This is a genomic window from Aquirhabdus parva, from assembly GCF_003351745.1.
GTDB classification, from domain to species: Bacteria; Pseudomonadota; Gammaproteobacteria; order Pseudomonadales; family Moraxellaceae; genus Aquirhabdus; species Aquirhabdus parva.
On the sequence record NZ_CP031222.1, the window covers coordinates 1,688,227 to 1,707,680 of the forward strand.

Below are 19,454 nucleotides of genomic sequence, written 5' to 3' on the forward strand. Positions count from 1 at the left end.
ATGGAAAATTAAAATCGAATAATTATTAAAAGGTGGATATTATGATGTAGAAAATAAACTACGGAGAATTTTTGTAGTTAGGCAATATATTGATTTAAATTGAATTCGCTTTCCTGTAACTCATGATCAACAGGAGAAATTTCTATTGAGTACACTTCTAGGCGAGAATCAGCTGAAACATTGATTCTAATTTCGATATCAGTCGCAGATTCATTCAAATAAAGTGGGATATCTACAATTAGATCACTACTCGGTACATGACTAAGCGGAACTTTTATTAATTTTTTCATCCCTCTTTCTATCGTAACATCAACATAGTCCTGTTCATTTAAAAAGGTTATATTGCCGAAAATTTTAACTCGGTAATAACCATTTTTTAGAGGGATGTACGGACCAAATAAAAGAAAACCTGCTACCCCAGTTGTTGTAAGGGCTGATTTGGTTTTTTTTCCAACTAAGGTTTTCAAGCGAGGATTGGCTGCATCAAAACGATAAACTGCGTAACGCTCCATATCATCATCAGAATACTTCTCAGCTACGTTGAATGTCATGTGTGCAACATAAGATGCAAGCAAGGCATCGTCATGTGCAGGATTGACAAGACGTTTAGGTGAAGAAATTACCTCCTCATATAATGTTTCCCATTTTAGTGCTAATGCATTAAGGTCAACTTTTTCTCGCACTATATATGATATTTTTTTGAGCTCTTCGACGTTATAACTATCTAACGCTGTAAGGATATCTTCAGAACTAACATGTTTATTTAAAAAGTGTCGGCGACCTAAATTACAATTTGGCCATTCTTCAATCATGTTCGATGAGAGAATGCCCCCATAACCGCTTCCATCAGTCATGATAACCATTGCGCCTGTTGCAGCCGCCTCAATTGCACTTCTTGAGTAGCCGAAGACAACATCAGCTTTTTGAAATCGAATCGCTAAATCATCAACAACTTTTCCGACACCAACACCGACAACACTAAGCTCAATCCCTCTAAGATCACATGCTTTTTTTATTTCAGCAACATAATCGGTATTCAGTTTGGTTACAACTAATGCTGATTTGGGGGTGATCGCATAATCTATTCGAGGCTTAAATAAGTCTAGATTTACTGCATTAGCTATAATTTGAATTTTTGTGTCAGGAACACCGTCTAATACCATTCGATCGCGGCATGCATGGTCGATAGCTATATAAGCACCAATTCGGCTTACTAACGGGGGGGCAGCATCATAAGGGGTTGATGAATCATGGCACACAAATATGGCCGGGGTTTTTGGAAAGCGGATCAATGCAACTGTTAATGCTGTATTATGATGTCCATGAATAATATCTGGTACGAAGCCGATCGACTCAATTCGATTAGTAACAGGTATCCCTAGAACTCTTGCCCTATGTGCAGTAGGTCCTAGTGATGGACTATATATCGCTACACGATGCCCTCGACCCTTTAAGGCATATGCTAGCTCTACTGTAGCAATCTCCGTCCCGGACCTCTCTGCTAAAATGAGATTTGTCATCAAAATAGATGCCATGAAATCCTTCCCTGTTTTATATTACTCAATCCACTAAGCCAAGCATGCTAAGTTTTAATCTACTTAGGTACAACTCAGACTGTTTATTATAGATTCGAATAAAAGTGTGCACGTTTTTTTGTTTGCGTACTGGCTCACATAAATTCGGGTATTTACTATCTAATTAGTGACCTAAACACACAATTTGTTCATAGCGAAACAATTATTGCTTATCAACGACCCATCAATTTATTAAGTTCATATGTATTCATAAAAGCGTTGCTACAACCAATCTGAATAAATCAGTTGCATTTTGATACGACTCTGTATTGAGTGAGAATGATGATGTATGGTACTGTACTGTACAGTACGATAATGAGTGTATTAAGGGAGCACATTCAAAATATACTCATTCATGCTTTATCAATACACGAAATTCAGCAAAATACTGCAAGTTTTGAGATGACTAGGCTGGACATTTTTTGTCAATAACCCATGGAATTCATAATGCCCGATACAATCGAAAACACGCAAATCCACTCTATCGCAGATACGATGCCTAATTTACCGCAGACAAAACGTGGGATTGATCGACGCGAGGCATTACTGGCAGCGGCAGATGAGTTGTTTTTGCAGCATGGTTTTGACGGTGTCAGTTTAGACAGTTTAGTTGCGCATGTTGGTGGCTCTAAAGCATCGATTTATCAGTATTTTGGTTGCAAAAAAGGTTTATTAGTTGCTCTGGTTCAACGGCGGCATGAACGTTTCTTCGGTGAAAATGCCTTACCTACAGAACTTGGTACATCAAGTGTGCGCGAAGTTCTTATAGATACCGCGCTGAAGCTATACAATGCTGTTATTCAGCCAGATAAAATCGCATTCATGCGTTTAATTGTTCGTGAATCACAGCGCGATCCAGAAATTGGTCGTATTGCTTATGAACTTGGACCTGCACGCGGACAGTCCACAATGGCTAAGATATTAATGGATGCTGATGCACGTGGAGATATTTATTGTCCACACCCTTTTGAATCGACTGTTATGTTTGGCGGTTTCTTGCAGCATATTAAGTGGCGAATACTGATCGGGCTCCCACCATTAGAAGAAAATGTAAGTGTTGATGATTTTTTTGAATTTTTTATTGATCGTTTTTTGGCAGCACATCACCCTAGCCATAGACCAGTTCATTAACAATTCACGTTATTTATCTCATTTTGCAGCTAAGAGGTAATTGACACCCGTTCAAAAAGCCTCACTTTGTGTCCCCATATTTAAAAATATCTGTCATGGCTTCTATGACTAAATCAATAAGATGAACTTGCGCGTAGGTCGTAAGCGCAAGTATTTCTCCCTGCCCTTCATATTTATCAAGTATAATCTCTGGTTTTTCTAATCTTTGGCGTATGGAAGTGCGGTTATTGCTTACATATATGCTTAAGTGAAGATTGGATTAGGCCATCTCACGTTTTTAGAAAATGAACGAATAATAGAATTGCGAGAAGTTTTTTTTGCAACAATTCGCGGAGTTAGCATGTTGCGGTTAGCCAGTCAGCCTCCACGGCACTTTTTAAGTTTACTCGATACTACACCCGAGGAACTGCATAATATTTTAGATCGGGCAATCGAGCTTAAAGCATTGCATCGTCAGGGTTTATTGCATCAGCCCTTTCATGGTCGTGTACTTGGGATGATTTTTGAAAAATCCAGTACACGCACACGGATATCTTTTGAAGCTGGCATGAGTCAGCTTGGAGGAAGTGCGATTTTTTTGTCACCACGTGATACTCAACTGGGCCGTGGTGAACCGATCGAAGACTCTGCACGGGTTATTTCGCGGATGGTTGATATCGTGATGATTCGTACTTTTGCGCATGAAACCGTTGAACGTTTTGCCGCCTATTCACGTGTGCCTGTGATCAATGGACTCACTGATGATCACCACCCGTGTCAGCTTTTGGCCGACTTGCAAACCTATAAAGAAATGCGTGGTGACTTTGCTGGGAAGACCTTCGCCTGGATCGGTGATGGTAACAACATGTGTAACTCTTATATCCATGCGGCACATCAATTAGGATTCAAGTTAAAGATTGCTTCGCCATACGGGTTTGAACCGGATCCTGCACTGTTATTTGAATACGCACATTGTGCCGAGCTAGTCTCGTCGAGTGAAGCTGCAGCTGAAGGCGCACATCTCGTTGCAACCGACGTCTGGACCAGTATGGGGCAAGAAGCTGAACAAAATATTCGTAAGCGTCGATTTGCAACTTATCAAATCACTCCTCGATTACTCGATTTAGCGGCAGATGATGTCCTGTTTATGCATTGTTTACCAGCGCATCGCGGTGAAGAGATTTCCGAAGATATGCTTGATGATCCGCGTGCGGTCGTATGGGATGAGGCTGAAAATCGTTTACACGCCCAAAAAGCGCTTATGGAGTTTTTATTAAGACCGGCTGTTTAATGCACTCAATACTGTCATTAAAGACAGGTTATTGTGTGTAAATAAGAACAACTGGAAAAACTAAATTATGATAATTCCTTCTTTTATCAATGAAATCATCAATCATGGTGCTTTAGGCGCGACGATTGGGATTATCTTTTTTTGTTATATTCAGGAGGATGCGGGTCTCATTTTGTCAGCAACACTTGCTTCAACAGGTGTTGTTCCGCCTTTCTATGCGTGGGCTGGTGCATTCTTTGGAATCTGCACCGGTGATCTGACAATATATTTGATTGCCAGAATACTGCGCAAACCCATGGGAAATATACAATTTAATAGTGATGCTGCAATTTCAAACAAAGAATTGTTTATGTGTCGCTTTGTCCCTGGTTTGCGCACTGTGGCATATGCTTGGTGTGGAATCAATCGCATGCCAATTTGGCGTTTTGGCCAAGTCATTTTTTGGTCGGGTATCGTATGGACGGGTACCGTTTTCAGCTTAATTTACTGGGTAGGTGTACAACTAGGTGATCTTCCGATTTATTGGAAGCTTTTACCCGTTGCGTTGGTTATTGGTTTAATTTTATGGTGGCGACGTCATTGGCATCCAGCTTTCTTAAATAAAAAAATAGATGAAGATGTTCAAAAGACTATTCATGACAGTAGCGATATTATTTTACCGACTCGTGAACAAAATAATCTCGCAAAAAATGAGCCGAAAGAATAAGGGAAACAATTTTAAGAGTGCTAATTAAAGTACCAAACATTGAACATTTAGCCTTAGTAATAAAAAACGAGTTCCTTTCGATTATAGCTCAATCAAAAATCTAGATTGAGTTGCCTTTCCCCAATCTAGATTTTGATTCATAATTTTTTTGTCTCGCAAATCAGATGTAACATCTAGAAACGCCAGTTATAGAAGAAATCGATTGCACGATCCAGAGAGGAACTCGCCTCCATATATAGCCGTTGCGTCATTTGATAGCGAAGTGTCAGCTTGTTGATCGGTGTAAATACGCCAACCCCATAACGCAGATAGAGATCAGGTGAAATATAGCCAGTGACATTGACTGTAGTTCCATCGCCACTTCCCTCTGCATCAAAAGTCAGATTACTTAAACCAAAAGCACTACCCAGTTTATTGGTAAAACCACGAGAGCCACTTAGCCCCGCACTAATACCTGCTGCGGCTATGGCATTGTTTACATCTGAACGGAAACCCGCGGTGTTGTTAATCGTTGAGCTCGTCGAGTTGATATGTCCCGATAAAATCGCACTGTAGGTTTCTTGATCGGTTAACCCAGCATCATTAAATGTGGTGATCTTAGGATTACTTGCACGACCTGTGATTCGGAGCCCTACAGTATGGCTATCAATAATCTTAAATGCCTCGATATCCAATTGTGGCTGCAGCATAGGTCCACTGAAAATGACATTGCTCTTACTCAACGTCAGCGCTTGACCATAAGCTTCAACCCGTGCGTTACGCTGCAATGCAATTTGTCCTACGGCAGTCATACCACCTTGTCCGCGCTGGCGTATATGCAATTGACCAAGGAGTTTCGCATTAGAACCAAAGCCCCTAAAATAAACAGCATCGCCCAAAGCCGCATCGATATCCGCATTGATTGTCCATGCTTTTACATTTTGAAGTACGGTATCGACATTTTGATCCAAGCGCACGACACGGACGTCTGCAGATTTTGAGATTGCATTGCTTCCTGTGCTTGCGCCAGGAGTGATAGAGCCTCGAGGGACATCAATACGACCATTAATTGTTACTTGCTTGTCTATAGGTAAGACCTGAACATCTATTGAAGGACTAACCCATACAGCGACCATCGGCGGTTGACGTATTTCTAATTCTTTTGCGACTAATTTTAAGTTAATTTCAGGCTTATCAACCCATGTTGCTAATCCAGTCAAAGTTCCCTTTCCGTCTCCACTCATAAATTGCCCATTGATACTGGCTTGAGTCCCGCGGATACTGGATGAAAAATTGATGTCATGCAGATTCAACGGTAGATTTGTCGCAACAATGCGACCATTATTAAGCTTAAATTCACCATAGAATGCAGGATTTGTAAGTGGACCACTCATCCCGCCTGCAAGTGATGCAACACCTGAAAGATCGCGAATACCGGGTAAAAACGGTTTCAAGACTTGCAGTTGTACATCATCTAAAACCAACGCACCATTAATGGTTTTTGTTTCAGGTTTTGGATCAATCAGTGCATCAACATACCCTGTACCGATACTGGGAGTTTTAGCATCAAAACGGAGTTTTATACCATCACTTTCAGTTGCCAGTAGTAGACTTAAGCGTTGATATGGCATGGTACTTGGTGGGTCTTGTGGATCATCCGCAGCCAAACCAATAAAACCATTGTCTGTTGAGATTTGGGCGTTGATTTGCGGCGATGTGTTGGCTTGCCAACTGGCCGTTGCATGACCTTGTAATTTTCCAGTCCAGACCATGCCACTTGGCATCACGTCATTGAAACCGGCTAGATCTAATGCATCAAGTGCAATTGCGACATGACCAGCTTGCGCACTGGCAATCAAAGGTTCCGTAATGCATAATTTACCTGCACCAGACCAGCAATGTGCGGCTAATGTGACTGCTTGTGTTTGATGTAAATATTGTAGTGCCGCAGCTTGCTCTTGTTTTAAGGTGAGCTGCTTCGTACTTAAGGCGCCTTGGCGTATCTGACCAATCCAATCCATTTGCTCGTTCAAGCCACCAGCTAATTGCACCGAAAATTGTGTTTTCGGTGTTTTAATTGCCATATCTAAAGCATGAGATTTTTGTGTGCCTGTAAGCTTGGCATTAACATTGTTTATAACTTGCTTCCCTCGACGCAAGTCATTCACGTTGAGTGTCAATTGACTCGGTTGGAGCCCTAGTTGAGGAATATCACCAATAAGAGTGGCATTTTTGATGGTCAGCTCAGGCATTTTTAATTGTTCTACCGACAAATTAATATGCGCATCAGGTGACTGGCTTTGGCCAGAGAGAGAAACTGTTCCATAGACTCGACCATTTAAATTTGGGCTAATCTGCCCTAAATTCCGGGCATCAATATTCATCAAGAAATTACCAACAGGAGCACCTGTACCACTCGCACTGGCACCACCATTTGCAGTAACACGGTTACCAGCCCAATCAACCATAAAGTTGTTGGCAATTAAACGTTCTGGTAGCGGCGATACTGCTTTGGGATTGAAAATGGCACTCAAAGAGCCCTTTGCCAGTAAAGGTTGTTTTTTCAATGATCCTGCTAAATCTAATTGTGAAATTTGAACATTGCGTACCAAAGCATCCCATTGTCCTGTTGTGTTAAAGGCACCGCTGAGTGCGCTTGGATAAGTTGGGACAAAGAAACCTAAATTAAAATTATTGAGTCGACCTGTCGCTTGCCATTGAAGACCAGCTTTGGTCATAATTTGACCTGTTGCACTGATCTGACCTGCTGCGCCGTTATGTTCAAAACGCTCGATTCGGGTGAGGTCTGGTGTACCTGAAACCTGAATATTCAGATTCCCGGTGGGCGCTTCACTACCTTTTAAATCACCATCAAATTTTGCGGAGTATGATTTCAAACCGCTTGTATTCTTAGCGGTATTCATCAGCAAAATTGCTTGTCCCTTTCCTGTAAGAGAAATATTTCGTGATGGAGTACTAGCTCCTTTTTGTACGGATTCTGATTGAAGGATTCCCGTTAGTTCAGGCTGTACAGAAATGGTTTGTTGTGCTTGCGTACTGATTCCCGAAGCTGTAATTGCACCCTGTAAGCGTTGTATTGGTGAAGAGACAATAGAAGTAAGGTCTAAACCTTTGGTTGCAACTGAAGCAGCCCAAGTCATCGGTTTGGCGGCTTTCTTCTTCTCTGCTTTGGTAGCAAAACTAATATTTGCTGCAGCACCTAAAGACCCAGCATCTCCTTTGAACGTCAAAATCGGAATCTTCACACCCGTTGGCTGACTGATAATGGTGGCTGCATAATGCCCAGATGGCACATGCTGGCTGGGAAGCATTTCAATCGTTGTATTAATGGTTGTAAGACCTTGGTGCATTCCGATTTTTGCAGTACCGCTTCCAGTATTAATCTGTCCAGCCCCAGCTAATGTACGACTCAGGTTTTGCCATCGTGCATCTACGGCAAGTGGAAGGCTATTATTTCCCATGCTTCCTGCACGCCCCACGCCCACAATCCATTGTTCACCTACAGAACTAATTAATCTGACCCCCAATTGGGTATGGTGTTTCCCCATCAATGCGGTATGACGAAATGGTCCAGTTAATGTTTCAGGTAGGTACGTAGAATAAGGTTTTATATTTTCTGGTAGTAAATTGGCGACTTTGACACCTGTAAATTGCCCTTGGATAAACCAACGTAAATCACCCTGCCAATCCAAACGCCCAAAACCAGTTGCTGTCCCTTGTGCAATTTTTGCATTTAAAGATTGGATATCCAGACCCTTGTAGTCCGTAAACAACTTAACATCGTATTGTCCAGCAGGAACGCTGCTACCCATGAAGTCAGTGACGATATGAATATCTATACCATGAGGGAGGCTTGAAATTTCAGCTTGCCCCGTTTTTGAGTAGAAATTTTGGTCCGTGACAATGGGCCAATGGAAATCATTCCAATTTAACTTACCTTTCAACGATAAAATATGATCCATGGGACGTACAATAAGATTGCCACCCATCACATCCTTTGTTTGTGCAACAAGACCTGCATGTATTTCTTCTAAATCACCAGTAACATTGACTTGGAATGGTGGAAAGCCTTCTTTATGCAACAAAGGGATTGCTAAGCGACCAGTAAGTTTGATGGGATAATGACGATTAAACTCCATGTCACCAGTAACTTGATCTGCTTCAAATTCTGCGCTCTTAATACTGGAATCTTTTAAAGTAAGTAAATCCTCTTTCCAGCGCGCTTCTCTCAAATGGACTTGAGTAAAAACAATGTCAACTCTAGGTTCAAGTTGATGGGAAACGGGATCAAGAACCACTTGACTAATAGTTAGACCATTAATAATGCCTTCATTCACACGAAGTACGACCGGCAGTTTAATCGGGGTATAGGTAAAAGGCTTGCCGTTGGAGAGGGTTTTTGAATGGATAACCAAATCATCTATAACGGCATGACTTAAATGCACTTCTCCTGCAAGTACTGAACGCCAGCCAATTCGAGCAACTATCTTCTTTGCAGTAATATCGGTCTTTTCTAAATTGACTCGAAATTGATCTAATGTCACGCCATTTTGCAAGTTACCGCCTACATAATGATAGGTAACTAGATGCTGAAGCGTGCCAGCCTTGTCGAGTAGAAATTTTGTCCCAGAATCCGATCCTGCAAGAGCAAAGAGACCAATAACTAAAAGGGCAAGCAGACCAAAAATTAGACTAAAGACACCAACTAATACACGTCGCAATGTCTTTTTTTTAGGTAATGTTGGTTGAGTTGTTGATTGTTCAGGAGCAGTCATTAAAGTGGCGCTCCTATGTAGAATACCAAACGAACAGGTACACTTCTTTCAGAAACACCAGCAGCGATATCCACTCGAACCGGCCCTACCGGAGAAGCCCAACGTACACCAAAACCAGCACCAACCTTAACAGGATCCGTAAATCGTTTATCGAAAGCATTACCCGCATCAACAAATACCGCCCCGCGCCATTTGGGTTTAAATAAATAATTATATTCAAAGGATCCTACGGCAAGGTTCTGACCACCAATATTATAGCCATTGCGCTGAGTCGATAAACTCTTATAGTCAAACCCCCGAATACTCTGATCTCCACCGGCAAAAAAGCGCAGATTATAAGGAACATCATCAAAATTAGTGGTGATAATGGATCCTAGATCCGCACTGGCAACAATCTGATGCTTAACTGCAAAGGTCTGTAATCCGCGAAATCCAGCACGTAAAATCACCATATTGGCATCAGAAAACGCGGTTTTAGCACCAGTGTCGATTTGATAAAATTGACGAAAACCTGAAGTCGGATTAATTCCTCCTTTAGAGGTGACTTTATTGAGTCCAAATCCAAAGAGCAGCGCTTGTTGATTGGTACTAATCCCTGCAACGTTAAATGGCGGAGGTAATGTTGAGGGGTCAACATTATCAAGAGCATTGTTTTCAAGCTGATCTAAACGATAACGTATCGAGTATGTGCGTTGCCAATCCCCAGCAGGTTTAACAGCACGTTGTGCCCCCACCGTTATAGTTTTAGTATTAACATCCAATCCACTGGTTTCATTTAATTTTTCATCTTCAAACCCACCGAACACACTAAACACGTCTTCAAGTGGGCTTCCCAATGGGATGTTATATTTCACATCCAAGGCTTTACGAATTTTTGATGCTTCAGCATTGGCATCGAAACTATGTCCTGAGTCATTTATCAATGCACGGCGGTATTGAGTCCGAATTCGAGGTCCAGTATCGGTTCCAAAGCCCAGTCCGACCTCAGCGCTGTTAGGATGATCCGCATTCAGTAAAACAATGACGGGAATGCTATATTTCGCATTGTTAGTAGCTGGTGAGTGATCATCTTTGATGTCAACAGCTTTGACAGTAGCGAGGCCAGTATTTTGATCATTTAAGATTGAGGAATCGATAGCCCCTTGTAAGGCTGTCTTGGCCTGAGCTGCCGGCGTAGCATCTTTACTAGCTGTCGGAGATTCAGTTTCATTAGTCTTTGGTGGAGAGGCACCATCTTTCGCAGCCGAGTTGCTGTCTGTCGGCGGCTTAATCTCAGCTGTACTTGATACTGTTGCAACTGCTGGGGTACTTGTTGCCTCGTCAACTAACGCATCTGGCGTTGGCGCATCAACTTGAACATTATTAAAATAACGCGTATCTAATAAATTGCGAGATAATTTTGCAAGTGCGTTTGCACTATAAGGGTCACCGGGTTTGAACGGTTGTAATGTAGCAAGTACCTCAGGCTTAATGGGTAGTTTAGTGCTGCCATTGGTATTTTTATAAATCACATCACCAAACTTATACCGTACTCCGCTCTCATATGCCAAAACAATATCTGCTGTTTTGGTTGGAAGCGTCACTTGTACATCATGGGCAAGAAAATGCCCTAAAAAATACCCTCGATCTGTTGCCATATTAATAATTCTATTTTTTGTTTTTTCATATTCACCATGGTTGAAAATATCACCAACTTGTAAATCTGGCGAGCTTTGCAGACGTATAAAGGGTTTATCTTTTGCAGCTTCACCAGTAATTTCGATTTTTTGACTTGCAACTTTCACTGGATCACCAGGTACGACATCAATAATTAAGGTATCCGTGCCATTTTTGCTGAATCTGAAATTGGCATCGTAATAGCCCACTGCCTGTGCAGCATCTGTTGCTAGGCTTCTAAAACGAGGAAGACCAAACTGGAAATCTTCGAAATCAGAAATCGTTACCTGTTTTAAAGTTTCGATTAAATTTGTCTCAAGTTCTTCAGGGGCGCCATTGACCTTAACTGAAATGGTAGGCTCAGCGGGCATTGCTACGTATTCTTCCGTTGTATCCGGTTTCCGCCAAAAAAATATGGTATTTCGCACGCGTTTGAAGAAGCCGGGCTTGGCTTTTGGTGTAGCGACAGGAGTATCTGTATTGGCTGTTGACGGCGTGGGTTGACGAGCTACTGCTGATGAGGCTCCTGCTTCAGTTGAAGTCACAGCCGATACTTTGGTTGTAGTGGTTTCATCGCTAGCAGTGGATGAGTTGTTGGATGCATCCGCGTTTACTTGAGTGTTCGTATCATTAGTATTTTGAGTCGAATCAATAGGTGGTGATTGTACCGGCTCGGCGGCTTGAATCGCTGTTGATGTCAAACTAGCACCAACGACCATCCACACAAATGATGAAAAACGCGAAATTGGCATGCAAAAGAACCTGTTTGACTACCGAATAGGATGAGTGGTGACCAGATGAATAATAACGTGTTGTCCTAAAGCTTGCTAGTGAACTCAGAGATCGTTATGGTAGCAGTCGCCTGTATTCTAGCTGAGCGGTTCATGCCTAACCAATTTTCACTTCTAAAAACACGACGTTTTTTACCAATTTTTATCACCCAATTTTTGGGTGCATTAAATGACAATACATTTAAGCAAGCTTTAGTGATCTTGTTCACATTTCATGCTGCTGAAATCATGCATATTCAGCCGACTATTTTAAATAACCTTGCTGCAGGCTTATTTATTTTGCCGTATTTCTTATTTTCCTCTACGGCTGGGCAAATCGCAGATAAGTTTGAGAAATCGAAGCTTACTCAATATATCAAAATCTTTGAAATTTGCATTATGTTGTTGGCAACAATAGGTTTTTTTACACATAATTTTTGGCTGCTGATGTTTGCTTTATTCCTCATGGGAACGCATTCGACTTTTTTTGGCCCTATAAAATACAGCATATTACCCCAGCTTCTTGCGAAGAAAGAGCTGGTGGGTGGCAATGGCATGTTTGAAACAGGAACCTCTCTTGCAATCCTCGCTGGCATGATTTTGGGTGGTGCAATTATGGCCAATGCGGGTGGAAATTTTGCGTGGATCAGTGGAACTTTATTGGCAATTGCAGTGATTGGATATTTGTTTTCTCATGAAATTCCTGCGCAATCTGTTGGACATGCTCAATTAAAAATAAATTGGAATGTTTTTGTAACTACTAAAGAAACATTAGTTTATGCCAGTAAATTAGGTGATGTTTTTTACACAATCATTGGAATCTCTTGGTTTTGGTATTACGGCGCTACCTTTTTGACTCAAATTCCAGAATTTACCCGTGTTGTGCTACATGGATCGGAAAGTGTGGTCACCTTTTTATTGACTATTTTCTCCATCGGAATTGCATTGGGTTCTTTGCTGTGTGAGCGTTTTACAGGGCATACCGCTAGCTTAAAATTAGTGCCTGTGGGTGCCGTAGGTCTTGCGGTATTCTCAGCAATACTTTATCTCTCCACCCAAAATCTCGTCCATGTAACCCATCATCAAAATATTGTAGAAGTGGTCCACCAATCCCAATATTGGCCCGCATTATTTTCATTGTTCGGTATTGGAGTCTTTGGCGGTTTTTATATTGTGCCGTTGTATGCGCATTTGCAGTCTGACGCACCAGAATGTTTTAGAGCACGCGTGATTGCAGCAAATAGCATTATGAATGCACTATTTATGGTGATTTCAAGTCTAGTGTCTGTCGCGATCTTGTCAGGGTTACATCGTACAATTCCAGAATTGTTTTTAATCACAGCCATATTGAGTACCTTAGTTTCATTGATTGTTATCCGTCATTTACGAAATAATGGTCAAGAAGACTCAACAAAAAACTTGGAGTAATTGCAATGCGCCGCCAGACTTTAGCCGATCGGATTATCAGCTCCTTTGATCAAGCTTTACGGAGTGTGGTGCCTCATAGCACACAAGCGGATCGTCCTCTTCCACATCCTGAAGCAACCAGTGCACTGAATGTCAGTGATGCACGCCATGTCGCTGGATTGATGCGTGTAAATCATAGTGGTGAGGTCGCGGCTCAAGCGCTTTACCATGGACAAGCATTGACAGCCAAACTTCCCCATGTTCGCGAAGCAATGAAACAGGCCGCTCGTGAAGAGCAAGATCACCTCGTTTGGTGTGAGACGCGCTTAAAGGAACTTGATAGCCATACGAGTCTACTCAACCCACTCTGGTACGCCATGTCCTTTGGAATTGGAGCTATTGCAGGCTTAGCTGGGGATCAATACAGCTTGGGCTTTGTAGCTGAGACAGAGCGTCAGGTTGGATCACATCTTGATGAACATTTGCAAGCTTTACCTGAAAATGATGAGCGTAGCCGTGCAATCCTAGAGCAAATGCATGAAGATGAACTTCATCACCGTGCACAAGCTTTGGAGGCGGGTGGTAAAGAGCCTCCTGAATCTGTGAAGAAAGTCATGGGAGTCGTATCTAAAGTGATGACAAAAAGCAGTTATTTTGTTTAAAAAACCGCTGTGAACGATCGACTTTAACTTTTATTTAGCTTTCTCGCAGAGCAAAAGACGATTCTAAGGATTAAAAATCAGTTTTTACTTAAAGATATTGAACTATTTTTAGCTCAATATCCAATGACCTTTAGGATCAATTCCGAGTAAAAAAATATTTGTACTTCAATGTTCGACGCGCGATACTCAAACCTTAACACTCTCTTAAGATTTGAGTTATGCCAGCCATTTTTCTTTCCCACCCCTTAGAGTGCGCAGTTACGCTTTTATTATTGGATGTCGCGTTTTGGCGATTTATTCCAGAGACTCTTAAGTATTGGCGATTGGCAGGAAGACTCATCGTTTTCTTGCTTTACAGTACCATTTTGTTAAAAGCAGGAATGAGTCCTCTTAAAGCAGCACCGTGGTCAGAAGAACCCCTTCTCCATCTGGTTTCCATGGGACTTGAAATAATTTGGTGGCTTTTGGGAGCGCGAACATTAACGATATTAATTAACACTTTATTTATTCCCGAGGTCGGTAAAAAAAGTCGATTATTAACAGACGTGCTTGGGGCAGTAATTTTTCTCATCGCGGTGATTGCAGCAACAGCGTACGTAATGGGATTACCTGTAAAAGGTCTACTTGCGACCTCTGGTGCAGTCGCAATTATTATGGGTTTGGCATTACAAAGTACCTTGAGCGATGTGTTCTCTGGAATCGTGCTCAATACTACAAAACCTTATCAACTGAATGATTGGATTGTCGTTGAATCGACCGAAGGTAAAGTTGTCGAGATCAATTGGCGTTCCACACATCTGTTGAACGGTGTAGGTAGTCTCGTCATTTTGCCCAACTCACTAATCGCAAAAACAAAAATTATTAATTTAAGTCGCCCCAGTAATGTTCACGGCATTTCAATCATCATTGAAGTCACTCCTGAAGCACGCCCTCGTACTGTGCTTGAAGCCCTTGATCGAGCGATTAAGGGGTGCAGCGAATTGCTCACAACACCTGGAGCCAGTGCAAAGCTTAAGCATGCAAAAGCAATTTCTATTGAATACGAGATTAATGGTTTTGTGCGCTCAATGGACCAAAAGACGCGTGTTTGTAATTTACTATATGACCTTGCCTATCGACATCTTGCGGCTACAGGTGTCCTGTTGCATAACTTATCCCTCCCGATGGTGATCCCGCCTCAAGCGACGCATCAAAAGATATTACTGGATGGAATTAGCATTTTCAGGACATTAACCGATGATGAGAAATTAAGTTTAAGCACAAAAATGGTCGGGCACGAATACCCTGTAGGTGAAGAAATCATTACTTTTGGTGAGGTGACGAACTATTTGCTTATTATCGAATCGGGGGTTATTTCTGTATGTCTAGCAACCCAAGATGGCTCGGTAATCGAAGCAGGTAGAATGGGTCCTCGGGAGGTTATCGGTGAATCAGGCATTTTGAAAAATACGCCTATGCGGGCGCACTTTAGAACGTTAACACCGACTATGGTTTATCGCATAGAAAAGGATGATTTGATGCCGTTTATCCAAGCTCGTGCGGAAGTTGGCGATGCACTTTCGAATTTATTAAGCCTTCGTGAGCATACTGGACAGACATTATTGGCTGAACATGAATCTTTGCCCGTTGCTCAGCATGGTTTTAGGCAGTGGATTCGTAGAACATCGACGTGGTTAAAGAAATAATCCGACAATTAAGTTCGTGCGAATTGTTGTAAAGAAATGGTGCACTCTTGCCAGATTTCCTGCATAGGCAAAACAACATCTTGTGGAAGTGGAAACCGGTTTGGGTCGAAAACGACAGCCTGCCCTTCCTCCTGCCATGCGATTAGATCGATATCTAAACGTACCGTATTTGACCGCCGAATACGACCGGCGGTCGTTTCAAGCTCAAAAATATGTTGTCGAAGGCGGTCGATACCCATCGCAGAATCAAGCTGCACAGCCATGTTGATGTAGTCCACCCCGATACCACTACGTGGTGGAAACTCATAACGCGAGGAAACGTGAACAGCGCCCAGTCTCTCCAGAGAAGCACAAGCAAAATCTAATGCTGGTTGAGGTTGATCGTTACTTCCCAGAGCGAGCCAATAGCGCATGTCGCTCCCGTATAATTTCTATGCCGACAGCCTGAGCACTTTTGACTGCCAAAGGTTTCTTGACGCGAACTTGTACACTTTCAACAGTTGGATAATTATTTAATAACATCTCAGCCAATCTATCGGCAAGGGTCTCAAGTAACTGAGGTTGTAGAGATTGGGTAAGCTCCGTGATTTGTTCTGAAGCCAAAGCGTAATTGACAGCATCGTTTAGATCATCGCTCACAGCTGCAGCACGTGTATCAACAAGCATTACGATGTCGATCAATATGGGTTGTTCAATTTGCCGCTCCCAATCAAATACACCGATAACTGCATTAACACGCAGTCCTTCAATCAGAACCTTATCCATTGCTTACCTTATTTTCTTATGAGCATTTTAAAAATACTCATGTCATCAATGAATTAACTTTGATACAGGTTCAACATCAGCCACAAGTTGTAAACGTGCATCGCCAAATAGATCCATATGAGGAGTCAGCACTTGCATGAAACGATCAAAATACAACATTTGCTTCATGAGTAGCGCGAAATCACTGGGGAAACGAATCCCGTGACGTTCGCCAACCTGAACCATATCCATAAGTAATGTGTTCAAATCGCCAGTCTCACCAGAAATAATCTTTTGCGGATCCGCCATGAGTAGCGTCTGGAACATTTTTTCAATGTCAGCTTGTAAAACCTTCAGATCAACTTTGGCGTGAGTCATACCCATGCTAACCATGTTTTCGGCCATCAATGCATAATTGGTTGTTTGCAATGCTTGCATAAAGCTGATGGAAGCCTGCCATACTTCAGGCTTTAGCTGTCCAACGATCCCAAAATCAATAAAACCGACACGACCATCTGTGAGTAACATAAGATTGCCTGCATGCAAATCTGCGTGAAAACTTTTACATAGCATCAATGATGCAAACCAGGTGTTCATTGCAGTGATCAATGCTTGTGCGGGATCCTTGGTATATTGTTTCATTGCATCAATATTAGTCATTGAAACGCCATAAAAGCGCTCCATGGTTAATACGCGACGTGTTGATGCTTTAGCATAAACTTTGGGAACGACGACTTGAGTGTTATTTGTTTTTTCTAAAAAGTGCTGAAAATCTAGAATATTTTGTGCTTCTTCAATAAAGTCTACTTCACGAACCATGCGGATTTTAATTTCATTGACGATCGCCGCTAATGATGCAAATTTAAGCTTTGGCACAAAGCGCTCAAGCAGTTTCGTTGCAAAATGAACAAAACCAAGGTCCGTATGCAAAATAGTTTCGACACCAGGTTTCTGAACCTTGATGACAACGTCTTCACCTGTAACCAGTGTCGCAGCATGCACTTGTGCAATGGAAGCTGATGCCAGAGGTTTTTGCTCAATATGACTAAAAATTTCAGTCAAAGGACGATCAAACTCATCAACGAGTAATGCCTGAATCTCAGAAAAAGGAATAGGTGTTGTTTGATCCAGACACCCCTGAAACTCTTCAACATACTCACGAGGAAATAGTGATGGTGAACTGGCAATAAACTGCCCCAGTTTAATATAAGTCGCACCGAGCTTCTCAAAGGTTTCACGAACCAATAGGGATGTCGGAGGCTTCTGATTGGCATAGCGAATGCCTGCTGCTGCCAAAACGAGCGTGGTTTCACCGATACGAGCGATGCTGCGCAAGCTATTGAGTAACAGATGATTTTCTGACATTCGCATCAATCCTAAAGAAAGTTTTTTTAAAGACCGTAACCTTAAAGCGACAACATAATAATAATTCTAAGCCACACCATTCATCATATTGAGTTTGTCGATGCGCATACTGAGCAATGCGGATCTTTATGGTAGCGTATTTGGCGTTGATTTAGATTTAAACCGTCCCATAGTAACAAACGCTCAGCTAAAGGGGTTAATCCCATGCCTAAAAACAAAAGTGCAGCATGAGCTTGCATGGCTCCAATTGTTGCCGTCGTTGTAGCCAACACACCAGTATCTGCACAACGTCGTGCATCATCATCAGGTGCATCTTGGAATAAGCAACGATAACATGCCTTCGATGGCATGATCAGCGTCATTTGACCTTCAAAGCCGATTGCCGCTGCTGACAATAACGGAATCTTAGCTCCTACACACGCTTTATTTACAGCATCTCTAGTCGCAAAGTTATCTGAGCCATCAAGTACTAAATCAACACTTTCTAATAATGATGGTAGGTTTTGCTCAGAAACTCGATCTTGAATGGCGTCGATTTCAAGCCATGGATTGATCGCGTGTAGACTACGCTTAGCCGCTGTGACTTTAGGCTGACCGAGATCCTGAGTTATAAAAAGAGTTTGACGCTGAAGATTGCTTTCGTCAACCGTATCAAAATCTACAATCCTTAAATAACCCAATCCGGCACGTGCTAGACCTGTTGCTGCTGGGCAACCGAGCCCTCCCATTCCAATCATCAATACACGTGCTTGCGATAACTTGAGCTGGGCGTCAATGTCCCAATCAGGCAATAAGATTTGCCGACTAAAACGCAATAGCTGCGCATCATCTAGCATGACGGTAAGCCTGCTTTACGGCCGACACTGACCCGATCATTGCCACCATAATCACGCACAGTGCGCACATTATTAAATCCCGCGTTGACCAGTAGGTGACGCACCGTATCTGCTTGGTCGTACCCATGCTCTAAAACCAGCCAGCCATTCAAACTCAAGCGATTAAGAGATTGCTCAATAATGATCTTTAAATCTGCCAAACCGCTATCTTTAGCCACTAAAGCACTGATTGGCTCATGAGTGAGGTTAGCAAGATGTGCATCGCTAGAGTCGATATAGGGGGGATTGCTGACAATGAGATCGAAGCTTTCACGATGATTAGAGCCCTGCAAATCGTAGGAGAGTGTGTCTGGTAGTGCTTCAAACCAGTTGCCTTGAAAGAATCGAACATGATCTAAATGATGGCTATGGGCATTATCCATCGCAACCGCTAATGCATCGGATGAGAAATCCGTGGCAGTAATGCTCCATGATGGTCGCTCACTGGCCAAAGACAATGCGATAGCCCCCGTGCCTGTTCCCAAATCCAACACACTGATTTTTTGATCTTTGTCGAATAGCTCTAGGCTAGTCACAATAACCATCTCGGTATCTGGGCGAGGTATCAACGTTGCAGATGTCACTTTTAGATTCAATGTCCAAAATGCCTGTGTGCCGAGGACGTATGCTAAGGGAATTCCTTCTACAAGCTGTTGTTGAAACTCTTGAAATAAATCTGTTTGTTCTGTCGTGAGCAAACGTTCAGGGTGCGTACGCAAAAATGCATGATTTTGTTTTAAAACATGCATTAGAACCTGTTCAAGCTCACGTTGAAGAACCGCCGGCCCTGTCATTTGTAGAGCCTGAGCAATCGTGAGATTGAGGGAAGCCATA

At 42.3% G+C, this 19,454-nt stretch carries 14 protein-coding genes; 6 read left to right on the top strand and 8 right to left on the bottom strand.

What is annotated here, in order from left to right; genetic code table 11:
• Positions 1-77: 77 nt before the first annotated feature.
• Complete coding sequence (locus HYN46_RS07510) at positions 78-1,535, bottom strand: glycosyltransferase family 4 protein (RefSeq protein ID WP_114898801.1); 1,458 nt, start codon at positions 1,533-1,535, stop codon at positions 78-80.
• 486 nt (positions 1,536-2,021) lie between these two features.
• Between HYN46_RS07510 and HYN46_RS07515 the strand changes: the two genes are divergently transcribed.
• The 3 genes from HYN46_RS07515 (at position 2,022) to HYN46_RS07525 (ending at position 4,681) form a co-directional block, all read left to right on the top strand.
• Positions 2,022-2,705: a TetR/AcrR family transcriptional regulator gene (locus HYN46_RS07515; RefSeq protein ID WP_162818116.1), complete on the top strand. Its 684-nt coding sequence runs from the start codon at positions 2,022-2,024 to the stop codon at positions 2,703-2,705.
• A 340-nt stretch (positions 2,706-3,045) separates the two neighbouring features.
• On the top strand, positions 3,046-3,975 hold the full coding sequence (gene argF / locus HYN46_RS07520; protein WP_114898803.1) for an ornithine carbamoyltransferase: 930 nt from the start codon (positions 3,046-3,048) through the stop codon (positions 3,973-3,975).
• 67 nt (positions 3,976-4,042) lie between these two features.
• The gene (locus HYN46_RS07525; protein WP_114898804.1) at positions 4,043-4,681 is read left to right on the top strand and encodes a DedA family protein; all 639 of its coding nucleotides are present in this window, start codon (positions 4,043-4,045) and stop codon (positions 4,679-4,681) included.
• 173 nt (positions 4,682-4,854) lie between these two features.
• On the opposite strand, the gene HYN46_RS07530 is transcribed toward HYN46_RS07525, so the two are convergent.
• Both HYN46_RS07530 and HYN46_RS07535 read right to left on the bottom strand, forming a co-directional pair.
• Positions 4,855-9,456 carry a translocation/assembly module TamB domain-containing protein gene (locus HYN46_RS07530; RefSeq protein WP_114898805.1) on the bottom strand — a complete coding sequence of 1,534 codons (4,602 nt, stop codon included), beginning with the start codon at positions 9,454-9,456 and terminating at the stop codon, positions 4,855-4,857.
• Positions 9,456-11,864 carry a BamA/TamA family outer membrane protein gene (locus tag HYN46_RS07535; RefSeq protein WP_114898806.1) on the bottom strand — a complete coding sequence of 803 codons (2,409 nt, stop codon included), beginning with the start codon at positions 11,862-11,864 and terminating at the stop codon, positions 9,456-9,458. The genes HYN46_RS07530 and HYN46_RS07535 overlap by 1 nt, the downstream gene beginning before the upstream one ends.
• 132 nt (positions 11,865-11,996) lie before the next feature.
• Between HYN46_RS07535 and HYN46_RS07540 the strand changes: the two genes are divergently transcribed.
• From HYN46_RS07540 to HYN46_RS07550, 3 genes are all read left to right on the top strand, one after another.
• Positions 11,997-13,310: an MFS transporter gene (locus HYN46_RS07540; protein WP_114898807.1), complete on the top strand. Its 1,314-nt coding sequence runs from the start codon at positions 11,997-11,999 to the stop codon at positions 13,308-13,310.
• Positions 13,311-13,315: 5 nt separating this feature from the next.
• The gene (gene coq7 / locus HYN46_RS07545) at positions 13,316-13,951 is read left to right on the top strand and encodes a 2-polyprenyl-3-methyl-6-methoxy-1,4-benzoquinone monooxygenase (protein ID WP_114898808.1); all 636 of its coding nucleotides are present in this window, start codon (positions 13,316-13,318) and stop codon (positions 13,949-13,951) included.
• A 218-nt stretch (positions 13,952-14,169) separates the two neighbouring features.
• Positions 14,170-15,636 carry a mechanosensitive ion channel family protein gene (locus HYN46_RS07550; RefSeq protein ID WP_114898809.1) on the top strand — a complete coding sequence of 489 codons (1,467 nt, stop codon included), beginning with the start codon at positions 14,170-14,172 and terminating at the stop codon, positions 15,634-15,636.
• A gap of 8 nt (positions 15,637-15,644) precedes the next feature.
• On the opposite strand, the gene HYN46_RS07555 is transcribed toward HYN46_RS07550, so the two are convergent.
• The 5 genes from HYN46_RS07555 to prmC all read right to left on the bottom strand — a co-directional run bounded on the left by HYN46_RS07555 (position 15,645) and on the right by prmC (position 19,453).
• Complete coding sequence (locus HYN46_RS07555) at positions 15,645-16,049, bottom strand: 2-amino-4-hydroxy-6-hydroxymethyldihydropteridine diphosphokinase (RefSeq protein WP_114898810.1); 405 nt, start codon at positions 16,047-16,049, stop codon at positions 15,645-15,647.
• On the bottom strand, positions 16,021-16,401 hold the full coding sequence (folB, locus tag HYN46_RS07560; RefSeq protein WP_114898811.1) for a dihydroneopterin aldolase: 381 nt from the start codon (positions 16,399-16,401) through the stop codon (positions 16,021-16,023). The genes HYN46_RS07555 and folB overlap by 29 nt, the downstream gene beginning before the upstream one ends.
• Positions 16,402-16,446: 45 nt before the next feature.
• Complete coding sequence (locus HYN46_RS07565) at positions 16,447-17,745, bottom strand: ABC1 kinase family protein (protein ID WP_228254919.1); 1,299 nt, start codon at positions 17,743-17,745, stop codon at positions 16,447-16,449.
• Between the two features lie 83 nt (positions 17,746-17,828).
• A complete protein-coding gene (locus HYN46_RS07570) occupies positions 17,829-18,581 on the bottom strand; it encodes a HesA/MoeB/ThiF family protein (protein ID WP_114898813.1) in 753 nt (250 codons plus the stop codon).
• On the bottom strand, positions 18,575-19,453 hold the full coding sequence (gene prmC, locus HYN46_RS07575) for a peptide chain release factor N(5)-glutamine methyltransferase (protein WP_114900672.1): 879 nt from the start codon (positions 19,451-19,453) through the stop codon (positions 18,575-18,577). The genes HYN46_RS07570 and prmC overlap by 7 nt, the downstream gene beginning before the upstream one ends.
• Position 19,454 lies beyond the last annotated feature (1 nt).